This window comes from Streptomyces sp. NPDC048420, assembly GCF_040651535.1.
GTDB lineage: Bacteria > Actinomycetota > Actinomycetes > Streptomycetales > Streptomycetaceae > Streptomyces.
Genome location: NZ_JBEZKG010000003.1, coordinates 442,813 through 461,887 on the forward strand (window position 1 = coordinate 442,813; position 19,075 = coordinate 461,887).

Annotated in this window: 19 protein-coding genes and 2 pseudogenes; 10 read left to right on the forward strand and 11 right to left on the reverse strand. The window is 71.3% G+C overall.

The features are described from left to right. Positions 1-185: 185 nt before the first annotated feature. A complete protein-coding gene (locus AB0D34_RS06920; protein ID WP_362657597.1) occupies positions 186-1,868 on the forward strand; it encodes an IclR family transcriptional regulator C-terminal domain-containing protein in 1,683 nt (560 codons plus the stop codon). 79 nt (positions 1,869-1,947) lie between these two features. Here the strand turns inward: AB0D34_RS06920 and AB0D34_RS06925 are convergent, their stop codons facing one another. The 4 genes and pseudogenes from AB0D34_RS06925 to AB0D34_RS06940 all read right to left on the reverse strand — a co-directional run. After that, on the reverse strand, positions 1,948-2,187 hold the full coding sequence (locus AB0D34_RS06925; protein ID WP_362657600.1) for a hypothetical protein: 240 nt from the start codon (positions 2,185-2,187) through the stop codon (positions 1,948-1,950). A 312-nt stretch (positions 2,188-2,499) separates the two neighbouring features. Next, a pseudogene (locus AB0D34_RS06930) lies at positions 2,500-2,575 on the reverse strand (superoxide dismutase); the annotation flags it as partial. A 174-nt stretch (positions 2,576-2,749) separates the two neighbouring features. After that, the gene (locus AB0D34_RS06935; protein ID WP_362657603.1) at positions 2,750-3,700 is read right to left on the reverse strand and encodes a hypothetical protein; all 951 of its coding nucleotides are present in this window, start codon (positions 3,698-3,700) and stop codon (positions 2,750-2,752) included. Between the two features lie 258 nt (positions 3,701-3,958). Further along, positions 3,959-4,111, reverse strand: a pseudogene (locus AB0D34_RS06940) (phosphotransferase); the annotation flags it as partial. A gap of 213 nt (positions 4,112-4,324) precedes the next feature. Here AB0D34_RS06940 and AB0D34_RS06945 point away from each other — a divergent pair. Beyond that, positions 4,325-4,717 (forward strand): helix-turn-helix transcriptional regulator, encoded by a 393-nt coding sequence (locus AB0D34_RS06945; protein ID WP_362657605.1) that lies wholly within the window; start codon positions 4,325-4,327, stop codon positions 4,715-4,717. Between the two features lie 6 nt (positions 4,718-4,723). Here AB0D34_RS06945 and AB0D34_RS06950 read toward each other — a convergent pair whose 3' ends face one another. After that, positions 4,724-5,413 (reverse strand): M24 family metallopeptidase, encoded by a 690-nt coding sequence (locus AB0D34_RS06950; protein WP_362657607.1) that lies wholly within the window; start codon positions 5,411-5,413, stop codon positions 4,724-4,726. Between the two features lie 192 nt (positions 5,414-5,605). Here AB0D34_RS06950 and modA point away from each other — a divergent pair, with 192 nt between their 5' ends. From modA to AB0D34_RS06970, 4 genes are all read left to right on the forward strand, one after another. Then, a complete protein-coding gene (gene modA, locus AB0D34_RS06955) occupies positions 5,606-6,457 on the forward strand; it encodes a molybdate ABC transporter substrate-binding protein (protein ID WP_362657855.1) in 852 nt (283 codons plus the stop codon). Continuing rightward, the gene (locus AB0D34_RS06960) at positions 6,454-7,317 is read left to right on the forward strand and encodes an ABC transporter permease (protein WP_362657610.1); all 864 of its coding nucleotides are present in this window, start codon (positions 6,454-6,456) and stop codon (positions 7,315-7,317) included. The genes modA and AB0D34_RS06960 overlap by 4 nt, the downstream gene beginning before the upstream one ends. Then, on the forward strand, positions 7,314-8,615 hold the full coding sequence (locus tag AB0D34_RS06965) for an ATP-binding cassette domain-containing protein (RefSeq protein WP_362657613.1): 1,302 nt from the start codon (positions 7,314-7,316) through the stop codon (positions 8,613-8,615). Before AB0D34_RS06960 ends, AB0D34_RS06965 begins: the two co-directional genes overlap by 4 nt. Before the next feature lie 196 nt (positions 8,616-8,811). Continuing rightward, entirely contained in the window at positions 8,812-9,018 is a 207-nt protein-coding gene (locus tag AB0D34_RS06970; RefSeq protein WP_362657616.1) for a hypothetical protein, read from the forward strand. Between the two features lie 28 nt (positions 9,019-9,046). On the opposite strand, the gene AB0D34_RS06975 is transcribed toward AB0D34_RS06970, so the two are convergent. Further along, complete coding sequence (locus tag AB0D34_RS06975) at positions 9,047-9,475, reverse strand: DUF6299 family protein (protein ID WP_362657619.1); 429 nt, start codon at positions 9,473-9,475, stop codon at positions 9,047-9,049. 241 nt (positions 9,476-9,716) lie between these two features. On the opposite strand from AB0D34_RS06975, the gene AB0D34_RS06980 reads away from it, so the two are divergent. After that, positions 9,717-9,911 (forward strand): DUF5999 family protein, encoded by a 195-nt coding sequence (locus AB0D34_RS06980; RefSeq protein ID WP_362657622.1) that lies wholly within the window; start codon positions 9,717-9,719, stop codon positions 9,909-9,911. A 49-nt stretch (positions 9,912-9,960) separates the two neighbouring features. Here the strand turns inward: AB0D34_RS06980 and AB0D34_RS06985 are convergent, their stop codons facing one another. Then, the gene (locus AB0D34_RS06985) at positions 9,961-10,359 is read right to left on the reverse strand and encodes a RidA family protein (protein ID WP_362657625.1); all 399 of its coding nucleotides are present in this window, start codon (positions 10,357-10,359) and stop codon (positions 9,961-9,963) included. Next, the gene (locus tag AB0D34_RS06990; protein ID WP_362657627.1) at positions 10,356-11,483 is read right to left on the reverse strand and encodes an acyl-CoA dehydrogenase; all 1,128 of its coding nucleotides are present in this window, start codon (positions 11,481-11,483) and stop codon (positions 10,356-10,358) included. Before AB0D34_RS06990 ends, AB0D34_RS06985 begins: the two co-directional genes overlap by 4 nt. 149 nt (positions 11,484-11,632) lie before the next feature. Here AB0D34_RS06990 and AB0D34_RS06995 point away from each other — a divergent pair, with 149 nt between their 5' ends. Further along, positions 11,633-13,243: an AMP-binding protein gene (locus AB0D34_RS06995; protein ID WP_362657630.1), complete on the forward strand. Its 1,611-nt coding sequence runs from the start codon at positions 11,633-11,635 to the stop codon at positions 13,241-13,243. Beyond that, on the forward strand, positions 13,240-14,052 hold the full coding sequence (locus tag AB0D34_RS07000; protein ID WP_362657633.1) for a PaaX family transcriptional regulator C-terminal domain-containing protein: 813 nt from the start codon (positions 13,240-13,242) through the stop codon (positions 14,050-14,052). Before AB0D34_RS06995 ends, AB0D34_RS07000 begins: the two co-directional genes overlap by 4 nt. Positions 14,053-14,068: 16 nt before the next feature. On the opposite strand, the gene AB0D34_RS07005 is transcribed toward AB0D34_RS07000, so the two are convergent. Together AB0D34_RS07005 and AB0D34_RS07010 are read right to left on the reverse strand one after the other, a co-directional pair. Continuing rightward, positions 14,069-16,408, reverse strand: a complete 2,340-nt coding sequence (locus AB0D34_RS07005) for a bifunctional salicylyl-CoA 5-hydroxylase/oxidoreductase (protein ID WP_362657636.1) — start codon at positions 16,406-16,408, stop codon at positions 14,069-14,071. Between the two features lie 2 nt (positions 16,409-16,410). Further along, entirely contained in the window at positions 16,411-17,238 is an 828-nt protein-coding gene (locus AB0D34_RS07010; protein WP_362657639.1) for an enoyl-CoA hydratase family protein, read from the reverse strand. Positions 17,239-17,555: 317 nt separating this feature from the next. On the opposite strand from AB0D34_RS07010, the gene AB0D34_RS07015 reads away from it, so the two are divergent. After that, positions 17,556-18,011, forward strand: a complete 456-nt coding sequence (locus tag AB0D34_RS07015; protein ID WP_362657642.1) for an ATP-binding protein — start codon at positions 17,556-17,558, stop codon at positions 18,009-18,011. On the opposite strand, the gene argF is transcribed toward AB0D34_RS07015, so the two are convergent. Then, positions 18,006-19,016, reverse strand: a complete 1,011-nt coding sequence (gene argF, locus AB0D34_RS07020) for an ornithine carbamoyltransferase (protein ID WP_362657645.1) — start codon at positions 19,014-19,016, stop codon at positions 18,006-18,008. The two genes, AB0D34_RS07015 and argF, sit on opposite strands and share 6 nt — an antisense overlap. Between the last annotated feature and the right edge of the window lie 59 nt (positions 19,017-19,075).

The following is a 19,075-nucleotide window of genomic DNA, read 5'->3' on the forward strand; positions in this document are numbered from 1 at the left end:
GGACTTCCTCCCGCCCGTCGGCTCCCCGCGGCCCTGCCGTCGGCCCCTCGTGATCACTGTCCCGTCTCCGCAGCCGGAGCTCCCGCAACGTTCCGGGTCTCGCCGTTGCCGCAACGGCGTGCCGAAACCCCGCACCCGCCAGGCATCATTCACCCAAGGGACGAGACAGCCGCCGCGGAGAGCCCATGACATCGACCCACACCGTGCCGTCCGCCGACCCGGTTTCGGCGCTCACGCCGCCGGAGGAGGCAGTGACCCCCCTCATGCGCGGTATCGCCGTGCTGCACGGGCTCACCGACCTCGGAGGGACGGTCGGCCTCAGCGACCTGGGACGTGTCACCGGGCTGGCCCGCTCCACCATCGACCGGGTCACCGGAACACTCGCGCGCATGGGGTACGTGCGCCTGGACGGCAGCAACGCCGTCCTCGCCCCCCGCCTGATGGAGTTGGGCAACGCCTACCTGGCCGCTCTGCGCCTCCCCGACCTGCTGAGCGTGCACGCCGAGGGCCTCGCCGACGAACTCGACGAGTCGGTGTCCCTCGCAGTGCCGGACGGTGACGGCATCCGCTTCATCCATCAGGCGATCCGCCGCCGCGTTCTGTCACTGAGCTTCCGCATCGGCGACCTGCTGCCCGCCGAACGCACCGCCCCCGGCCCGCTGCTGGCAACCGAATGGAGCGCGCAGGACTGGGCACGGTGGCGAGAACGTCAGATCACCGACCCCGGGCTCCTCGGCTTCCCGGCGATCCCCCCTCGAACGCACAGCGCCGCCGCCGAGGATTTCGAACACAGAGTGGAAGAGGTGCGGGCGCAGAACTGGGCACTGGACGACCAGTTGATCGAGCCGGGTCTCGTCGCGGCATCCGTTCCGGTTCGCGCCCCGGACGGCCGGATCGCCTGTGTGGCGAGTGTCGTGAGCCATACCAGCAGGCACAGTGCGGACTCGTTGCGCGAGTGCCTTCTGCCCAGACTCCGTACCGCGTCGGCCACCATGGAGCGAGAGCTGGCCGACGCCCCGCCTCCCGAACCGCCGAGCGCCCCCTCGGGCCTTGCCACATGGACGAGCGCCTCCAAACAAGAACTGGGCGGGGAGTTCATCGCATCCCTGGCCCGCGGTCTGACCGTCGTCACCGCATTCGGTGAGGGCCGTGCGGAGCTGACACTCTCCGAGGTCGCCCAACGCACCGGCCTGCCTCGCGCGACGGCTCGCCGCGCCCTGATAACCCTGGAGCATCTCGGCTATGTCAGAGGGCGTGGCCGGGCCTTCCGGCTCACTCCACGGGTTCTCGCCCTGGGCTTCCCACCGCTGTCCAAGACGACGCTCACCCGTATCGCGCACCCCCACCTCGCCGAACTCACCCGACGGCTGCAGGACTCGACGTCCCTGTCCGTGCTCACCGGCAGCGACGTGCAGTGCGCGGTCTCGGTCGCCGCGGGCCGCATCATGGACGTCGACATCGCCGTGGGCTCACGCGTGCCCGCCTACGCGACCTCCACGGGCCGGGTCCTGCTGGCCGATCTCCCGGCAGCCGAGCGTTCCGCTCGGCTGTCCAAGGCGCGGATGGGGGCACTGACCCGCCGCACAGTCACCCGGCCCACCGACCTGACGGTGATCCTCGACCGGGTGCGCGAGGAGGGCTACGCCCTGGTCGACGAAGAACTGGAAGCAGGCCTTCGCTCGATCGCCGTTCCGGTACGTGACCGCAACGGCTGCCTCGTCGCGGCGATCAACGTCAATATGCACTGCAGCCGCCGTTCGGCTGCGGAGTGCGTCAAGAACATCCTGCCGGAACTGCGCGCCACGGCCGCTCGCATTGAGGCCGACCTGCACGTAACGGGGCGCTTTGTGCAAGTCCCGGCAGCCTGAACGACCAGCGTGAACGACAGGGCCGTGCAACCCGGCGGGGAGAGGTCATACGCGCAGGTCAGCTGCCATCAGCAGCTCATCAGGGCAGGTCACCGTGTTCGCTGGTCTGTTCCGGGACATTTGATACGACGATGCCGCCGCACCCCGTCTGGGCGCGCCAGGTCCTGGCATCCTGGAGTGTGTCGAAGGAACGCGGGGTGCACTTGCCGTACAGGGCCGTGCGCTCGCGTTTGCCGGTCTTGGGGTTGGGCGCTGCTTCACCCCTCACGAGCCGTCGCCCGCCGCGCACGGGCGACCGCGTGGTGAGGATGGCGGCCATGACGGAGGTAGAAACCGGCCGGCCTCACCCCAGCAGGGGCGGCCCCGTGTTGCCCCAGGCCATCAGCGAGGACGGTGCTGCAACGGCCCGTGCCGCGCAGCTACCCAGTTCCAGCACCCCGGCTGATTCGGCTGATGAATCACCGGGTGATCCGCCACGTCAAGCCCACATCTCGTGCGGGCGGAAGGTTGTGGTGCCGAGCTCGTCGTGCCGTGCGATTCTGCGGGGTGCACCGTCAGGGTTGGTGTCGAGCACCCAGTAGCTGCCACCGGCGTTGCCGGCAAACGGGAGATCGTTTGGGTGCCAGAGGGCATAGCCCGCGAACGAACCGAAGGATTCGGGGATGGCGTCCGCGAGCTCCCCGACGCCATCCCTGTGGCTCGCCGCCGTGGCCTGTCGGAGTCGCCCGCGTCGTACACCGTCCAGGTCCGACGCGGTACGGGATCACTGCTGGTTTACAGCCGGTGTGCCCGCTGCCGCGATGGGAGGGTGCGAGGCGGCGCGTCCAGGAGGTGGATGCCGACTTCGGGAGAGCCTTCGGGGGGGGCCAGGTCCGCAGGGCTCAGCCGACGAGGCGGGGGCGACCGGGGGTGGGAGCCACGCCGAGATGTTCGAGCAACAGCCCTTCCCGGGTGGACCAGGGGCAGATCTCGACGCTCTTGGCCCCGCAGGCTTCCATGAGGGCCTGCGCGATCAAGGCTCCGGCCAGAGACTGCTCGGCGCGATGCCGGGAGATGCCCGGCAGCTTGGCACGGTGGGACGGTGCCGCATCGGCCAGCAGGGAGACTGCCGCGCGCAGTTGGGGCAGCGTCAGCCGTCGCCTTGTGCGCGGTGTCCCGCTCTGGGCGGCAGCAAGCCGGGCGAGTTGTTCGAAGGTCTTGGAGCAGGCCAGCACCCGCCCTCCCCGCTCGGCCTGCGGCAGGCCGGGGACAGCTTCCAGAGACTCGCAGAGATGCTGCAGGACCTCGGCGAGGCGCCGTCGGGACGGCGCGGTGCCGCCGGGAAACCAGTCCCGGGTGATCCTCCGGGCGCCCAGCGGCAACGAGTTGACGACGCGGGGCTGGCCTCCGGTGCCGGAGGCGATCTCCACGGTTCCGCCGCCGATGTCCAGGACCAGCAACTGCCCGTCCGTCGACCCGGCCCACTGGCGGGCGGCCACATAGGCCAGCCGCGCCTCCTCCTCGCCGGTCAGCACGCGCAGGCGGGTGCCGGTGGTGCGGGCCACTCGCGCGATGACCTCGTCGCGGTTGGGCGCGTCCCGAATGACGGAGGTCGCGAACGCGAACACCTCCGGTCCACGCAGACGCGGGTCCGCGGCAAGGGTCTCGGCCACTGCCCGCTCGACACTCTTCATGCCGGCCTTCTCCAGCCGCCCCTTGCGGTCGAGGGTCTCGTGCAGCCTCAACCGCACCTTGCGGGAGAACACCGGCTCCAGCACCGTGCCAGGACGCCGCCGCACCACCGTCAGCAGAGCACTGTGGCACCCGACGTCGAGCACACCTGCCTGCCGCATCCCATCGCCTCCCCCCGGCCCTCGCACTCCGCTCAACCGGCTCCCTCTCACATCCTCCGACACCCAGCGACGACGTCACGCCGAAGATTTCCGGGCCAGCATGTAAGCATATCGTCACCACCCGTGCACCCTCCGCCCGACCCACAGTGCTGGAGCGGAGAGCCGTGAGTTCCAACATGAGGAGTTGGGGCGCACCGCCGTCATCCGGTCGTCAGCCGCCGCGCGAACGCCTCATGGCGGGAGGCGCTGTGCCGCCATGGCCTGCCCGACGGCTCCGGCATGGCGGGACAGCCGGACGGACAGTTCCTCGCCCAGCCGGCAGATCACATGGTCAGAGCCAGCGGGGTGGAGCAGCTTCAGGGGCAACCCCGCCCGCTGCGGGAACTGAGTATCGACCAGGCCAACTCCCATGGCCGGCCCGGTCCGTGCGACGGGCGGTCGCGGCCATCACAGCGGTGCGCGGTCATCACAGCGGTGCGTGGCCTTGCCTGTCGACCGGTTGTCGAGGACTCGCCGCTGCTGTGAGCGACCAGGACCTGCATCGTCGTACGACCACGGCCGTCGCCGCAGGACGACCCACGGCCGGAAACGTTCCGACGGCGCCGATCGCCTATCTTGGCGCGTATGCAGTCCTACACGATCGGCCAGGCGGCACGGCTGCTCGGCGTGAGCCCCGACACCGCGCGGCGGTGGGCGGACGCCGGGCGGGTGCCCACGCACCGGGACGAGGGCGGGCGGCGCCTCATCGACGGGAAGGACCTGGCCGCGTTCTCCGTGGAGCTGGCCAAGGGCGACGGTGAGGAAGGCGTGTCCCACACCTCCGTCCGCAACGCCTTCCCCGGCATCGTCACCGCCGTGAAGCTCGGCGACGTCGCCGCCCAGGTGGAGATCCAGGCGGGCCCGCACCGGCTGGTGTCGCTGCTGACCCGGGAGGCCGTGGAGGAGCTCGGCCTGGAGGTCGGGGTGGAGGCCACCGCGCGGGTGAAGTCGACGAACGTGCACATCGACCGCACCTGAACGGGGTCAGAGGGTGAGCAGCTCCTCGTAGAAGCCGCCGAACTCCCGCTCCGCGTCGATGAGATGGATCTCCAGGATCCAGTGGCACCGGAGCCCCGCCTTGTCGGTGCGGCGCAGCGGGGTGTCGTTGGCGGGCGCGATGTACGACTCGACGTCGGCGCCGTCGATCCACTCGTGCGGGAACTCCCCGACGAGGTGCCCTGCGTGCCAACCGCCCAGCTTCCAGCCGGACTCGGCGGCCAGCCGCTCGACCTCGGCGTACAGCCGCGCGCCGGTGATGTCCGGGTCGGCCTCGAAGAACCTCCGCCCGGCCGCGAAGATCCTCGGCAGGTCGTCGCGGAGCCGGTGCTTGACCGGGTCGTCGCCCAGGACGAAGGTACGGCCGAAGTCGGCCTCGTACTCCTCGAAGATCGGCCCGAAGTCGGCGAAGACGATGTCGTCCGCGGCGATCACACGGTCCGGCGGGTTCTCCCGGTACGGCATGAGCGTGTTCGGCCCCGAGCGCACGATCCGCTTGTGCCAGTGCCGGGTCGTGCCGAACAGTTCGTTCGCCAGGTCCCGGACCCGGTCGCTCACCGCCCGCTCGCCCTCACCCGGCGCGATCAGCCCGCGCTTGTCGATCTCCGCGAAGAGCCGGACGGCCTTCGCCTGAGCGTCCAACAGCTGTGCCGCGCGCGTGGGTTCGTCATCTGCCATGGGCCCGAACATATTGACCTGGATCATCCCCGGCAACGGATTTCTCTCCCACCCGGATCAACGTCCCGTACTAACGCACATGCCAACCCCATGGATCACAGTTGCGGCTCATGCGATACGACAGGAGGCTTTTGCCTCGCATCTGCGTCAGTATCATCGGCGTATGCATCCCGCCGAGAAAGTGGACCCGTGATGACCCGTACCGCGCTCAGGAACCGCCGGACCCTGCAGGTGGCCGGGGCGGGCGCCGCAGCACTGCTGGCCCTGAGCGGCTGCTCGTCGTCCGGCTCGTCCGGCTCGTCCGGCTCGTCCGGCTCATCCGACTCGTCCACCAAGTCGGACTCCCCCGCGTCCGCCTCGGGCGAGCTCTCCGGCACGGTGACCGTGTTCGCCGCGGCCTCGCTCCAGGAGAGCTTCACCGCGCTCGGCAAGGAGTTCGAACAGGCCCACCCGGGCACGAAGGTCACCTTCAGCTTCGGCGGCAGCGACTCGCTGGCCGCGAGCATCACCGGCGGCGCCCCGGCGGACGTGTTCGCCTCCGCCAGCCCCAAGACGATGAAGATCGTCACGGACGCGGGGGACGCCTCCGGCACGCCCGCCACCTTCGTGCGCAACCAACTGGAGATCGCCACCCTGCCCGGCAACCCGGACAAGGTCGCGTCGCTCAGGGATCTGACCGACTCGGACCTGAAGGTCGTGCTGTGCGACAAGGAGGTGCCCTGTGGCGCCGCCGCACAGAAGGCCCTGGACGCGAGCAAGCTGAAGCTCACGCCGGTCTCCTACGAGCAGGACGTCAAGGCCGCGCTGACGAAGGTCGAGCTGAAGGAGGCCGACGCGGCCGTCGTCTACAAGACCGATGTGCGCGCGGCGGGTGACAAGGTGGAGGGCGTGGAGTTCCCCGAGTCCGCCGACGCCGTCAACGACTACCCGATCACCCTGCTCAACGAGTCGAAGAACACCGCCACCGCCAAGGCGTTCATCGCGCTCGTGCGGTCCGCCGAGGGCCAGAAGGTGCTGACCGAGGCCGGGTTCCTCAAGCCGTGAGCCGTACCGACCCGTCCGCCGCCGCGACCGAGCCCCTCCGGGGCGGGCCGCTGCGTCGGCGTGTCCGGACCGCCGGAGTCGCCCGCGGTGTGCCCCTGCCGCTCCTCGTGCCCGCGCTGCTCGGTCTGGCGTTCCTGATCGTGCCGCTGGTCGCCCTGCTTGTACGGGCCCCCTGGCGGAGCATGCCCGAGCAGCTGACCAGCACCGACGTCTGGCAGGCGCTCCAGCTGTCCCTGGTCTGCGCCACGGCCGCGACCGCGGTGAGCCTGGTCGTCGGTGTACCGCTGGCCTGGCTGCTGGCCCGTGTCGAGTTCCCGGGCCGCGGTCTGGTCCGCGCCCTGGTCACCCTCCCCCTCGTGCTGCCGCCGGTCGTCGGCGGTGTCGCGCTGCTGATGGCGCTGGGCCGTAACGGGGTCGTGGGGCAGTGGCTGGACGCCTGGTTCGGGATCACGCTCCCCTTCACCACCGCCGGGGTCGTGGTAGCCGAGGCGTTCGTCGCGATGCCGTTCCTCGTCATCAGCGTGGAGGGCACCCTGCGGGCCGCCGACCCGCGCTACGAGGAGGCCGCGACCACGCTGGGCGCCTCCCGCTTCACCGCGTTCCGCCGGGTCACGCTGCCGCTGATCGCGCCGGGTATCGCGGCGGGGGCGGTGCTGGCCTGGGCGCGGGCGCTCGGCGAGTTCGGCGCGACGATCACTTTCGCCGGCAACTTCCCGGGACGCACCCAGACCATGCCGCTCGCCGTGTATCTGGCCCTCCAGAGTGATCCGGAGGCGGCTATCGCCCTCAGCCTGGTGCTGCTGGCGGTGTCCGTGGCGGTGCTGGCGGGACTGCGCGATCGTTGGATGACGGCGGGATGAGCGACACCGAGGAGGGTGCGATGCCCGGCACCCATGACGCCACCCCCGATGCCCGCTCCGACGCCGCTCCGCGCGACCCCGGTACCACGTCGAGGAACCCGGGCACCCTGCCGAACGACCCCAGCACTACGCCGACCCACTCCGCCACCCCGCCGAACGGTCCCGCAACCACCCCGGGCAGCCCTGCGACCACCCCCCACGGCCCCGCAACCACCCCCCACGGCCCCGCGACCACCCCCGACGGCCCCGCCCCCACCCCGTGCGGCCTCGACGCCCACCTCGTCGTCGAGCGCGGCTCCTTCCGGCTCGACGTGTCGCTCTCCGTCGCCCCCGGCGAGGTCGTCGCGCTGCTCGGTCCGAACGGGGCCGGCAAGACCACCGCCCTGCGCGCCCTCGCCGGTCTGACCCCGCTCACCGGCGGTCATCTACGGCTGGACGGCGCGGCGTTGGAGCGTACGCCGCCGGAGTCCCGTCCCGTCGGCGTGGTGTTCCAGGACTATCTGCTCTTCCCGCATCTCACCGCCCTCGACAACGTCGCCTTCGGCCCGCGCTGCCAGGGCGCGTCCAAGGCGGAGGCCCGTACGCAGGCCGCCGAGTGGCTCGACCGGATGGGTCTCGCGGCCCACGCGGGCGCCAGGCCCCGCAAGTTGTCGGGAGGCCAGGCCCAACGCGTGGCCCTGGCCCGTGCGTTGGCCACCCTCCCCCGGCTGCTGCTCCTCGACGAGCCCCTCGCCGCCCTCGACGCCCGTACCCGTCTGGAGGTGAGGGCCCAGCTCCGGCGACACCTGGCCGAGTTCGAGGCCGTCGCCGTACTCGTCACGCATGATCCGCTGGACGCCATGGTCCTCGCCGACCGTCTCGTGGTCGTCGAACACGGCGAGGTCGTCCAGGAGGGCGCCCCCTCCCACATCGCCCGTCACCCGCGCACGGACTACATCGCCCAGCTGGTCGGCCTGAACCTCTACCGGGGCGAGGCCGACGGCCACACCGTCCGGCTCGACGCGGGGCCCGCCCTCACCACCACGGAAGACCTCTCGGGACCCGTGTTCGTGGCCTTCCCGCCAAGCGCGGTGACCCTCTACCGCGTACCGCCCGCCGGCTCCAGCGCCCGCAACCACTGGCGCTGCGAGGTGGCGGGCCTGGAGACGCACGGCGACCAGATCCGCGCCGACCTCACCGGCGAGCTCCCCCTCGCCGCCGATCTCACCACGGTCGCGGCGGCCGAACTCGATCTGCATCCGGGGGCGGAGGTCTGGGCGGCGGTAAAGGCGGCGCAGACGCACGCGTACCCGGTCTGACCATCCCCCGTGGCACGGGAAGCCGGTCCGCCTTCACTCGGATGGCCTACCGGACGGGCCACCCGCCCTGCCCGTTCCTAGCGTGGAGGGCGGGGCGCGGCTGCCCGGTCCCCCGCCCGGCGGCTGCCGGACCGAAGGAGGACACCATGGCCCTGGCCACCCCTGAACAGACCTCCACGGCGACGGCGGGCGTCCGGTGACGGCCGCGGACACCCCGCCCGCGCTGCGCTGCGCGAGCCGGCACTCCGGGCCGCGTGACGGCGAGGAGTGCGGGGCCCGCGCCCGCTTCGAGATCGCCTGCCACGCCCGGCCGCCGCAGGTCGTGTGCCCTCAACACCTGGGCCCCGCCCTGCTGTTGGCCGAGGGCGTGGTGTGGCCTCCGGAGATCAGACTGGTGCGGTGAGCTTCGACTTGTGGCACAGCTCGCGCGGTCAGGCCTGCGTCAGCGTGATGTCCTGCTGCCCGGTCGCGTGGAAGCGGGGCAGCGGCAGGCCGCCCTGGAGGCTGAGTTCCATGAGGGTGGCCTCGACCCGGGCCGCGCCCGGTTCGAGGGCCCCCGGCGTGGTCTTGCCCGTGTTCTCCCAGACGTGCTCGACGCCGTCGCACACCGCGCGGGTGCCGCCGATGCCGTGGCGGACCGACGGGGAGCTCTGGCCCACGGAGGAGCTCACGAACACCGGGCCGGTGCCGCCGGTGCAGCGGTAGGTGCCGGAGAGCGTCACGGTGCCGTCCTCGGCGATCCGGCCGAGGGGGTCGACGGTGACGGACTCGTACGGGTCGGCGCCCGCGGGCGAGGCGGGGACGGCGAGCAGGAACAGCACGGCACCGGCAGCGGCGGCGAGGGCGGGACGTACGGGCATGGGGGCCTCCCGGGGCGAGGTGAACAGGGGCCTCCACTGCTACCGGGTACGCGCGCCGGCCGCCGTGATCGTCACTCCTTCGGTGGCGAGTCCGCATCGAGCGTCGTGGAACCGTCCGAGAGTTGTCCGCGTGTTGTCACGCTTCACGTCGGGCCGTTCCGATGAGTTCGCGGCGGGGGCATGGTCTACCCATACGGATGCGGACCCCATAGGGACGGTCCTACGAATGTGGAGGTGCGCCATGTGTTCTCACCAGGCTTCGTGCCCTTCGTCCGACAGCATCGCCCCGCACGTCGTCGCCGCCCATCCCGAGCAGGGCTGGAACCTGCTCTGCAACGGCGCGATCGTCTTCGACGACACCGGCGAGCTGCTGCCCGACGGCCGGATCGTCGCACCCCACCGCGTGCCGGCCGGACAGCTGGCCGTCGCCGCCTGACCTCGCTGTCGGCGCGAGCCGAACCCGCGCTTCCAGGAATGCCCCGACGCTAGGGCAGCACCGCGAAGCCGTCGAGCTCCACCGCCGCCTGGTCGTCCCACAGTCGTACGACCTCGACGACCGCCATGGCCGGGTAGTCACGGCCCGCCAACTCCCGCCAGATACCGCCCAGTTCACCCACATGGGCGCGGTAGGCGGCGATGTCGGTGGCGTAGACCGTGACCCGGGCGAGGTCCGCCGGCGTGCCACCGGCCGCTCTCAGGGCGGTCAGCAGATTCGTGAGCGCCCGCTCGAACTGCTCGGGGAGCGTCTCCCCCACCACCTTGCCGTCGGCGTCGAGGGCCGTCTGCCCCGCCAGGAAGACCACCCGGGACCCGGTGGCGACGACCGCATGCGAGAAGCCGGTGGGCGGGGACAGTTCGGGCGGGTTGATGCGCTCGGCGCTCAAGAGACCTCCAGGTCCGCGTACAACTCCTTGGCGATGATGCCCCGTTGGACCTCGCTCGCCCCTTCGTAGATGCGGGGGGCGCGCACCTCCCGGTACAGGTGCTCCAGCAGATGGCCGCGCTCCAGGGCGCGTGCGCCGTGGAGTTGGACCGCTGTGTCGACGACGTACTGCGCGGTCTCGGTCGCGAGCAGCTTGGCCATCGCCGCCCGCTTCGGCACGTCCGGGGCGCCTTCGTCGTACGCCGTCGCCGCCGCGTACACCATGAGACGGGCCGCGTCGGTGCGCAGGGCCATCTCGGCGACCGTGTGGGCGACGGACTGCAGGTCCCGCAACTTGCCGCCGAAGGCGTCCCGTTGAGCCGTGTGGGCCAGGGTCGCGTCCAGCGCGGCCTGCGCCATGCCGACGGCGAAGGCGCCGACGCTGGGCCGGAAGAGGTTGAGGGTGCCCATGGCCACCCGGAAGCCGCGGTCCACCTCGCCGAGGACGTCGTCGGCGCTCACCGGTACGGCGTCGAAGGCGAGGGCGCCGATGGGGTGCGGGGAGAGCATGTCGAGGGCACTGCCGGTGAGTCCGGCACGGTCGGCGGGCACGAGGAACGCGGTCACGCCACGGGCTCCGGCCCCGGGGGTGGTCCGGGCGAAGACGGTGCAGAAGTCGGCCTCGGGAGCGTTGGAGATCCAGCACTTCGCACCGGTGAGCCGCCAGCGGGAGGGGCCGTCGGGTGCCGCGGCCAGGGCGAGCGCCGCCGCGTCCGACCCCGCTCCCGGCTCGCTCAGCGCGAACGCGGCCACCGCGCTGCCCTCGCTCACCGCCGGCAGCCAGCGCTCACGCTGGGCCGGGGTGCCGTGGGCGTGGACGGGGTGGGCGCCCAGACCTTGCAGGGCCAGAGCCGTCTCCGCCTCCGTGCAGGCGTAGGCGAGGGACTCCCGCATCAGACAGAGATCGAGGGCGCCGGAGGTGAACAGCCGCCCCAGCAGGCCCAGTTGGCCGAGCTCGGCTACCAGGGGACGATTCACCCGGCCCGGCTCGCCCTTCTCCGCGAGCGGGCGCAGCCGTTCGGCGGCGAGGGTGCGCAGCTCCGCACAACGGGCGGTCTGTGATGGATCGAGCGAGAATGCGGGCATCGCCGGTCCCCTCTCTCGACGGGGTCCTACGACAGGGCCCTACGACAGTATCGCGTGCCGTTGACTGTCGTCACCAACACGATACGCTCCTTGTGCGAGCCCACCATCGACGCCCACAAGGCGGCCCACAAGGCAGGGGGCGACCCGCCATGAACGTCTCGGCCCACGTCGACACCTTCGCGCGCGACCACCTCCCACCCCCCGACCAGTGGCCGGAGCTCCGCTTCGACCTTCCGGAGCTCCGTTACCCCGATCGGCTGAACTGTGCCGTCGAGCTGCTGACGGGCCCGCCCGACGACCGCCCGGCGTTCCACACCCCCGCCGGGGACACCTGGACGTACGGCACCCTCCGCGCCCGCGTCGACCGGCTCGCCCATCTCCTCAGCGGCGAACTCGGGGTCGTCCCCGGCAACCGTGTCCTGCTGCGCGGCCCGACCACCCCCTGGCTCGCGGCCTGCTGGCTGGCGATGCTGAAGGCGGGCGCGGTCGCCGTCACCGTGCTGGCCCAGCAGCGGCCGCACGAGCTGGCCACGATGTGCGAGATCGCGCGCATCGAGCACGCCCTGTGCGACATACGGGCCGTCGACGACCTCGCCAAGGCCGAGATACCGGGCCTGAGGATCACGACGTACGGCGGCGACACCCCGGACGACCTCCTGAACCGGCAGGCGCCCGGGACGCCGTACACCGCCGTCGACACCGCGGCCGACGACGTGGCGCTGATCGCTTTCACCTCGGGGACCACCGGGCGCCCCAAGGGCTGTATGCACTTCCACCGGGATGTGCTCGCGACAGCCGACACCTTCTCGAAGCATGTGCTCCGACCACACGTGGACGATGTGTTCGCCGGGAGTCCCCCGCTCGGTTTCACCTTCGGACTCGGGGGCCTGGTGATCTTCCCGATGCGCGCGGGCGCCAGCTCCCTCCTCCTAGAACAGGCCCATCCCCGGCAGCTGCTGCCGGCGATCGCCGAGCATCGCGTCTCCGTCCTGTTCACCGCTCCCACCGCCTACCGCGCGATGCTCGACGGACTCGACACGCACGACGTCTCGTCCCTGCGCCGGTGCGTCTCCGCCGGCGAGAACCTGCCCGCGGCCACCTGGCACGCCTGGCAGGAGCGGACCGGGCTGCGGATCGTCAACGGCATCGGCGCCACCGAGCTGCTGCACATCTTCATCTCCGCGGCGGACGAGGACATCAGGCCCGGGACCACCGGGGTGCCCGTTCCCGGCTGGCACGCGCGCGTGCAGGACGCCGACGGAGAGCCGGTGCCCGACGGCGAACCCGGGCTGCTCGCCGTGCGCGGGCCCGTCGGCTGCCGCTACCTCGCCGATCCGCGGCAGCGCGAGTACGTGCGGGCGGGCTGGAACATCACCGGCGACACGTACATCCGCGAGAACGACGGCTACTTCCGCTATGTGGCCCGTGCCGACGACATGATCATCTCGGCCGGTTACAACATCGCGGGCCCCGAGGTCGAGGACGCGCTCCTGCGCCACCCGGACGTGGTCGAGGCGGCCGTGGTGGGCCGGGCCGACGAGGAGCGCGGACAGGTGGTCGTGGCCTACGCCGTCCTCAAGGAGGGCGCCGAGCGGGACGCCGACACCCTGCGCGCCTTCGTCAGGTCCGAACTGGCGCCCTACAAATGCCCGCGCGAGATCGTCTTCATGGACGCGCTCCCGCGCACGGCGACCGGCAAACTCCAGCGGTTCAGGCTGCGCACCGATGTGACCAGCAGTGATCCACAAGACCTAAGATGATCAACGTGTCCGACCAGCATGCACCACGGTCTCTCATCGTCACGCTCTACGGCGCCTACGGCCGTTTCGTACCCGGCCCCGTGCCCGTCGCCGAGCTGATCCGGCTTCTGGCCGCGGTCGGGGTGGACGCCCCCTCCGTACGCTCGTCGGTGTCCCGGCTCAAGCGGCGCGGACTGCTCCTTCCGGCCCGTACGCCCCAGGGCGCGGCCGGGTACGCGCTGTCGCCGGACGCCCGTCAGCTGCTCGACGACGGCGACCGACGCATCTACGCCGTGCGGCCGCCCGAGGACGAGGGCTGGGTGCTCGCGGTGTTCTCGGTACCCGAGTCGGAACGGCAGAAGCGGCACGTACTGCGCTCCCGGCTGGCCGGACTCGGCTTCGGCACGGCGGCTCCCGGGGTGTGGATCGCCCCCGCGCGGCTGTACGAGGAGGCCCGGCACACGCTCCAGCGGCTGCGGCTCGACCCGTACGTCGACTTCTTCCGCGGTGAGCACCTCGGCTTCGCGGCGACCGTCGAGGCGGTCGCCCGCTGGTGGGACCTGGCCGCGATCGCCAAGGAGCACGAGGCGTTCCTGGACCGCCACGCGCGCGTGCTGCACGCCTGGCAGGACCGGGTCGACACCCCACCGGAGGAGGCCTACCGCGACTATCTGCTGGCCCTCGACTCCTGGCGCCACCTCCCCTACGCCGACCCCGGCCTGCCCGCCCCGCTGCTCCCGGAGAACTGGCCGGGCGAGCGGGCGGCGGCGGTGTTCCGAGGGCTGCACGAGCGGCTGCGGGACGCGGGAGCCGCGTTCGTCGGTCTGTGATCCCGGGGGGCCGCTCTCAAGTCCCCAAGGTGAGCCGGGGCTTGGGGGCGTCCGTACGTCCGGTCTGCGGGCGGCGGCTGCCCGCGCGGTAGGGGTCGGGCCAGACGACGCCGGGACCCCCGTAGCCCTGCTCGGCGGCCGCGTGCAGGGTCCAGTGCGGGTCGTAGAGATGCGGGCGGGCCAGTGCGCACAGGTCCGTACGACCGGCCAGGAGCAGCGAGTTGACGTCGTCCCACGAGGAGATCGCACCCACCGCGATCACCGGGACGCCGGTCTCGTGCCGGATCCGGTCGGCGTACGGCGTCTGGTACGACCGCCCGTACTCCGGGTGCTCCTCGGCCACGACCTGCCCGGTCGACACGTCGATCGCGTCGGCGCCGTGCGCGGCGAAGGCGCGGGCGATGGCGACGGCGTCCTCGGCCGTGTTCCCGCCCTCGGCCCAGTCGGTGGCGGAGATACGGACGGTCATGGGCCGTTCCTGCGGCCACACCCCCCTCACGGCGTCGAAGACTTCGAGCGGGAAGCGGAGCCGCTCGGTGAGCGAGCCGCCGTAGCGGTCCGTGCGCCGGTTGGTCAGCGGGGACAGGAAGCCGGAGAGCAGATAGCCGTGGGCGCAGTGCAGTTCGAGAAGGTCGAAGCCGGCGCGGGCGGCACGCCAGGCGGCCGCCGTGAACTGTTCCCGGATGTCGGTGAGTTGGGCGCGGCCGAGTTCGCGCGGGGTCTGGTTGAAGGGCTTGTACGGGATCGAGGACGGGGCAACGACCGGCCAGTTGCCGTCCGGCAGCGGTTCGTCGATGCCCTCCCACATCAGCTTGGTCGAGCCCTTGCGCCCGCTGTGGCCGAGCTGCACGCCGATCGCGGTGCCCGGTGACCGCGTGTGCACGAAGTCGGTGATCCGTTTCCAGGCCGCGGCCTGTCTGCCGTTGTAGAGGCCGGTGCACCCGGGCGTGATGCGGCCCTCGGGTGAGACGCACACCATCTCGGTCATCACCAAGCCGGCGCCGCCGAGCGCCCGGGCACCCAGGTGCACCAGGTGGAAGTCGCCCGGGAGGCCGTCGGTCGCGGAGTACATGTCCATCGGCGACACCACGACCCGGTTGCGCAGGGTCAGGCCGCGCAGCCGGAACGGGGTGAACATCGGGGGCGTACCGGGCTCGCAGCCGAACTCACGCTCCACGGCGCCGGTGAAACGGGCGTCGCGCAGGCGCAGGTTGTCGTGGGTGACGCGGCGGCTGCGGGTGAGCAGGTTGAAGGCGAACTGGCGGGGCGGCTGATCGAGGTACAGGCCAAGGTTCTCGAACCACTCCAGGCTGGCGCGGGCGGCGCGCTGCGTGGAGGCGACGACCGGTTTGCGCTCCGCCTCGTAGGCCGCCAACGCCGTGCGCAGGTCCGGCTTTTCCTCCAGGCAGGCCGCCAGGGCGAGGGCGTCCTCGACGGCGAGCTTGGTGCCGGAGCCGATGGAGAAGTGGGCGGTGTGGGCGGCGTCGCCGAGCAGCACGGTGTTGCCGTGCGACCAGTGGTCGTTGACCACCGTGCGGAAGGTGGTCCAGGCGGACTTGTTGGAGCGCAGGGGGCGGCCTTGCAGCGCCTCCGCGAAGATCTTGGCGCAGCTCTCCGTCGACTCCTGCGGGGTGACGTCGTCGAACCCGGCAGCTCTCCAGACCTCCTCGCGCATCTCGATGATCACGGTGGAGGCGTCGGGGGCATAGGGGTAGCCGTGGAGCTGCATGACGCCGTGTTCGGTCTCGGCGATCTCGAACCGGAAGGCGTCGAAGGGGAAGTCGGCGGCGAGCCAGATGTAACGGCAGTGGTGGGTGGCCACATGGGGCCGGAACACATCTTGGTGCGCCTGACGGGTGGTGCTGTTGACTCCGTCGGCGGCGACGACCAGGTCGTGGGTGCGGGCGAGGTCGGGTGGGGCCGTGGTGCGGAAACGGAGGTGTACGCCGAGCTCTCGGCAGCGGTCGTGGAGGATCTCCAGGAGTCGTTTCCTGCCCAGGGCCGCGAAACCGTGGCCTCCGGAGGTGTGGCGGATGCCTCGGTGGACGATGTCTATGTCGTCCCAGCGGGTGAAGTGGTGCTGTAGGGCCTCGTAGACCTTGGGGTCCGCGTGTTCTATGCCGCCGAGGGTCTCGTCGGAGAGGACCACGCCGAAGCCGAAGGTGTCGTCGGGGGCATTGCGTTCCCAGACGGTGACTTCTCTGCGGGGGTCGAGGCGTTTGAGCAGGGCGGCGGCGTAGAGGCCGCCGGGGCCGCCGCCGATGATCGCGACTCGTAGGGGGCGGCTGGTCTTGTGGGGCGGCTGCGGGTTCGTTGTGGCTGGTCGCGCAGTTCCCCGCGCCCCTGGGGCGGACATCCTCACCGCCCCTGCCATTTCGGCGGTCGCTTCTCCTTGAACGCCGCATGGAACTCTGCGTAATCGTCGCCGTTCATCAGCAGGGCCTGGGTCGAGGCGTCCAGTTCCACAGCCGCCGCCAGCGGCATGTCCAGCTCCGCCGTAAGCAACGCCTTTGTCTGGGCGTACGCCAATGCCGGGCCCTCGGCCAGGCGGCGGGCGAGAGCGAGAGCAGCTCCGTCGGCTCCGCCCTCGTCCGTCAACTCGCTGATCAGGCCGATCCGTTCGGCCTCCGGTGCCCGTACCGGCTCGCCCAGCATCAGGAGGCGGGTCGCGTGCCCCAGTCCCACCACCCTCGGCAGCAGATAGGCCGCGCCCATGTCTCCGCCCGACAGGCCGACCCTGGTGAAGAGGAACGCGAACCGGGCCGAGGGGTCGGCCACCCGGAAGTCGGCGGCCAGGGCCAGCACCGCCCCGGCCCCGGCCGCCACCCCGTGCACGGCCGCGATCACGGGGAACGGACACTCCCGTACGGCACGCACCACCTGGCCCGTCATCCGGTTGAAGTCGAGGAGCTGGGCGGTGTCCATGGCGAGGGTCGCGCCGATGATCTCGTCGACGTCGCCGCCGGAGCAGAAGCCGCGGCCCTCGCCGGCCAGGACCAGGGCGCGGACGGAACGTTCCCGCGACAGCTCGGCGAGCAGATCGCGCAGGTCGGCGTAGGCGCCGAAGGTGAGTGCGTTGAGCTTCTCGGGCCGGGCGAGGGTGACGGTGGCGACGCCGTCGGTGAGGTCGACGCGCAGGTGCTGCCAGTCGGAGGTGCGGGCGGCGGAGCCGGTGAACGGGCTCATGATCGTGCGGCCTCCTCGTGCTCGGGCGAAGTGCGAGGTTCGAGGACCGGGGGGAGCTGTGCTCTACCTCGAAGCTATCACCCAAGTTTGACTGTCGTCACGAGTGCGCGATACGACCCTGTGAATCCGACCTGGCCCCGTCACATCCGTCACGGCTCGTCGACAGACCGGCAACGGCGGGATCAGCCGCGCGAGGCAAGCCGTTGCTACGGGTAAGCCGCCTGCCAACGGGGCCGAAGGTCCCGTACGGCTCCCGCCGGACGCCTCTGCCGACGGCGCCGTACCATTCATACGGTTGAAAGCAGGACAGCCTGCTCATGAACGGAACCGCCTTGCAAGATCGCCCCTCAGCCTCCGCCTCCTGGCGCATCGCGCTGCCGCATTCCGCCGCGGCCGTGCCCGTGGCACGCGCTCTGGTCCGCACCGCGCTGGCCGAGCTGGAGCACGGGGCGGACAGCGACACCGCGGAGCTGCTGACGGCCGAGCTGGTGGCGAACGCCGTGGAGCACACGGCCGGTGACACCCCCATAGAGCTCGTGGTCGAGCTGCTCCCCACGGGCTGCCAGGTAGAGGTGCACGATCCGGACCCGGCGCCCCCGGGCCATCTGACCCAGCCGGACACCAGGGACCCGGACCCGTGGCAGGAACACGGCAGGGGCCTGCTGCTGATCCGCGCCCTCAGCTCGTCGTGCGGGCACCGGCCCACGGAGACGGGCAAGGCGGTGTGGTTCCGCCTGCCGGTGGTACCGCCGCAGTGGCACCCGTCCCTATGAGGCGAGGGTCGCCACCAGCACCGCCTTGATGGTGTGCAGCCGGTTCTCGGCCTCGTCGAACACGACCGAGTGCACCGACTCGAACACCTCGTCCGTGACCTCCAGGGACTCCAGCCCGTGGGTCTCGAAGATCTCCTGACCCACCTTCGTCCCGAGGTCGTGGAAGGCCGGCAGACAGTGCAGGAACCCGACCTCGGGATTACCCGTGGCCCGCAGTACGTCCATGGTCACCGCGTACGGCGCGAGCGCGGCGATCCGCTCGTCCCAGACCTCCTTGGGCTCCCCCATGGAGACCCAGACATCGGTGGCGACGAAGTCCGCCCCCAGGACGCCCTCCTCCAGTGACTCGGTGAGGGTGATGCGCGCCCCGCTGTCCACGGCGAGCGCATGCGCCCGCTCGACGACGTCCTGCGCGGGCCAGTAGGTCTTCGGGGCGACGATCCGCACGTCCATGCCGAGCAGCGCACCGGTGATCAGATAGGAATTGCCCATGTTGAACCGCGCGTCGCCGAGGTAGGCGAAGGCGATCTCCGGGACCGGCTTCGTGGTGTGCTCGGTCATCGTCAGCACGTCGGCGAGCATCTGGGTGGGGTGCCAGTCGTCCGTGAGTCCGTTGTAGACCGGGACACCGGCGTACGCGGCCAGCTCCTCGACCTTCTGCTGGCTGTCCCCGCGGTACTCGATCCCGTCGTACATACGACCGAGCACACGCGCGGTGTCCCGTACGGACTCCTTGTGTCCGATCTGCGAGCCGGACGGGTCCAGGTACGTCGTGGAGGCACCCTGGTCCGCCGCGGCGACCTCGAACGCGCAGCGGGTGCGCGTCGAGGTCTTCTCGAAGATCAGCGCGATGTTCTTCCCGCTCAGCCGGCGCGTCTCGGTCCCGGCCTTCTTCGCAGCCTTCAGCTCGGCGGCCAGCTCGACCAGGCCGAGGAACTCCTCCGCCGTGAAGTCGAGCTCCTTGAGGAAGTGGCGCCCGGCGAGGGCGGTGGGGACTGTCGCCATGGGGGCGCTCCAGAGGGACGAGAACAGGACTCTGGAAGTCTATACGATATTCAGCATTT

What these genes read in the sequence shown, in the direction of transcription:
- AB0D34_RS06920 (WP_362657597.1), top strand. Translation starts at nt 186, where the DNA reads ATGACATCGACCCACACCGTGCCGTCCGCCGACCCGGTTTCGGCGCTC.
- AB0D34_RS06925 (WP_362657600.1), bottom strand. Translation starts at nt 2,187, where the DNA reads ATGGCCGCCATCCTCACCACGCGGTCGCCCGTGCGCGGCGGGCGACGG.
- AB0D34_RS06935 (WP_362657603.1), bottom strand. Translation starts at nt 3,700, where the DNA reads ATGCGGCAGGCAGGTGTGCTCGACGTCGGGTGCCACAGTGCTCTGCTG.
- AB0D34_RS06945 (WP_362657605.1), top strand. Translation starts at nt 4,325, where the DNA reads ATGCAGTCCTACACGATCGGCCAGGCGGCACGGCTGCTCGGCGTGAGC.
- AB0D34_RS06950 (WP_362657607.1), bottom strand. Translation starts at nt 5,413, where the DNA reads ATGGCAGATGACGAACCCACGCGCGCGGCACAGCTGTTGGACGCTCAG.
- modA (WP_362657855.1), top strand. Translation starts at nt 5,606, where the DNA reads ATGACCCGTACCGCGCTCAGGAACCGCCGGACCCTGCAGGTGGCCGGG.
- AB0D34_RS06965 (WP_362657613.1), top strand. Translation starts at nt 7,314, where the DNA reads ATGAGCGACACCGAGGAGGGTGCGATGCCCGGCACCCATGACGCCACC.
- AB0D34_RS06975 (WP_362657619.1), bottom strand. Translation starts at nt 9,475, where the DNA reads ATGCCCGTACGTCCCGCCCTCGCCGCCGCTGCCGGTGCCGTGCTGTTC.
- AB0D34_RS06980 (WP_362657622.1), top strand. Translation starts at nt 9,717, where the DNA reads ATGTGTTCTCACCAGGCTTCGTGCCCTTCGTCCGACAGCATCGCCCCG.
- AB0D34_RS06990 (WP_362657627.1), bottom strand. Translation starts at nt 11,483, where the DNA reads ATGCCCGCATTCTCGCTCGATCCATCACAGACCGCCCGTTGTGCGGAG.
- AB0D34_RS06995 (WP_362657630.1), top strand. Translation starts at nt 11,633, where the DNA reads ATGAACGTCTCGGCCCACGTCGACACCTTCGCGCGCGACCACCTCCCA.
- AB0D34_RS07000 (WP_362657633.1), top strand. Translation starts at nt 13,240, where the DNA reads ATGATCAACGTGTCCGACCAGCATGCACCACGGTCTCTCATCGTCACG.
- AB0D34_RS07005 (WP_362657636.1), bottom strand. Translation starts at nt 16,408, where the DNA reads ATGTCCGCCCCAGGGGCGCGGGGAACTGCGCGACCAGCCACAACGAAC.
- AB0D34_RS07010 (WP_362657639.1), bottom strand. Translation starts at nt 17,238, where the DNA reads ATGAGCCCGTTCACCGGCTCCGCCGCCCGCACCTCCGACTGGCAGCAC.
- AB0D34_RS07015 (WP_362657642.1), top strand. Translation starts at nt 17,556, where the DNA reads ATGAACGGAACCGCCTTGCAAGATCGCCCCTCAGCCTCCGCCTCCTGG.
- argF (WP_362657645.1), bottom strand. Translation starts at nt 19,016, where the DNA reads ATGGCGACAGTCCCCACCGCCCTCGCCGGGCGCCACTTCCTCAAGGAG.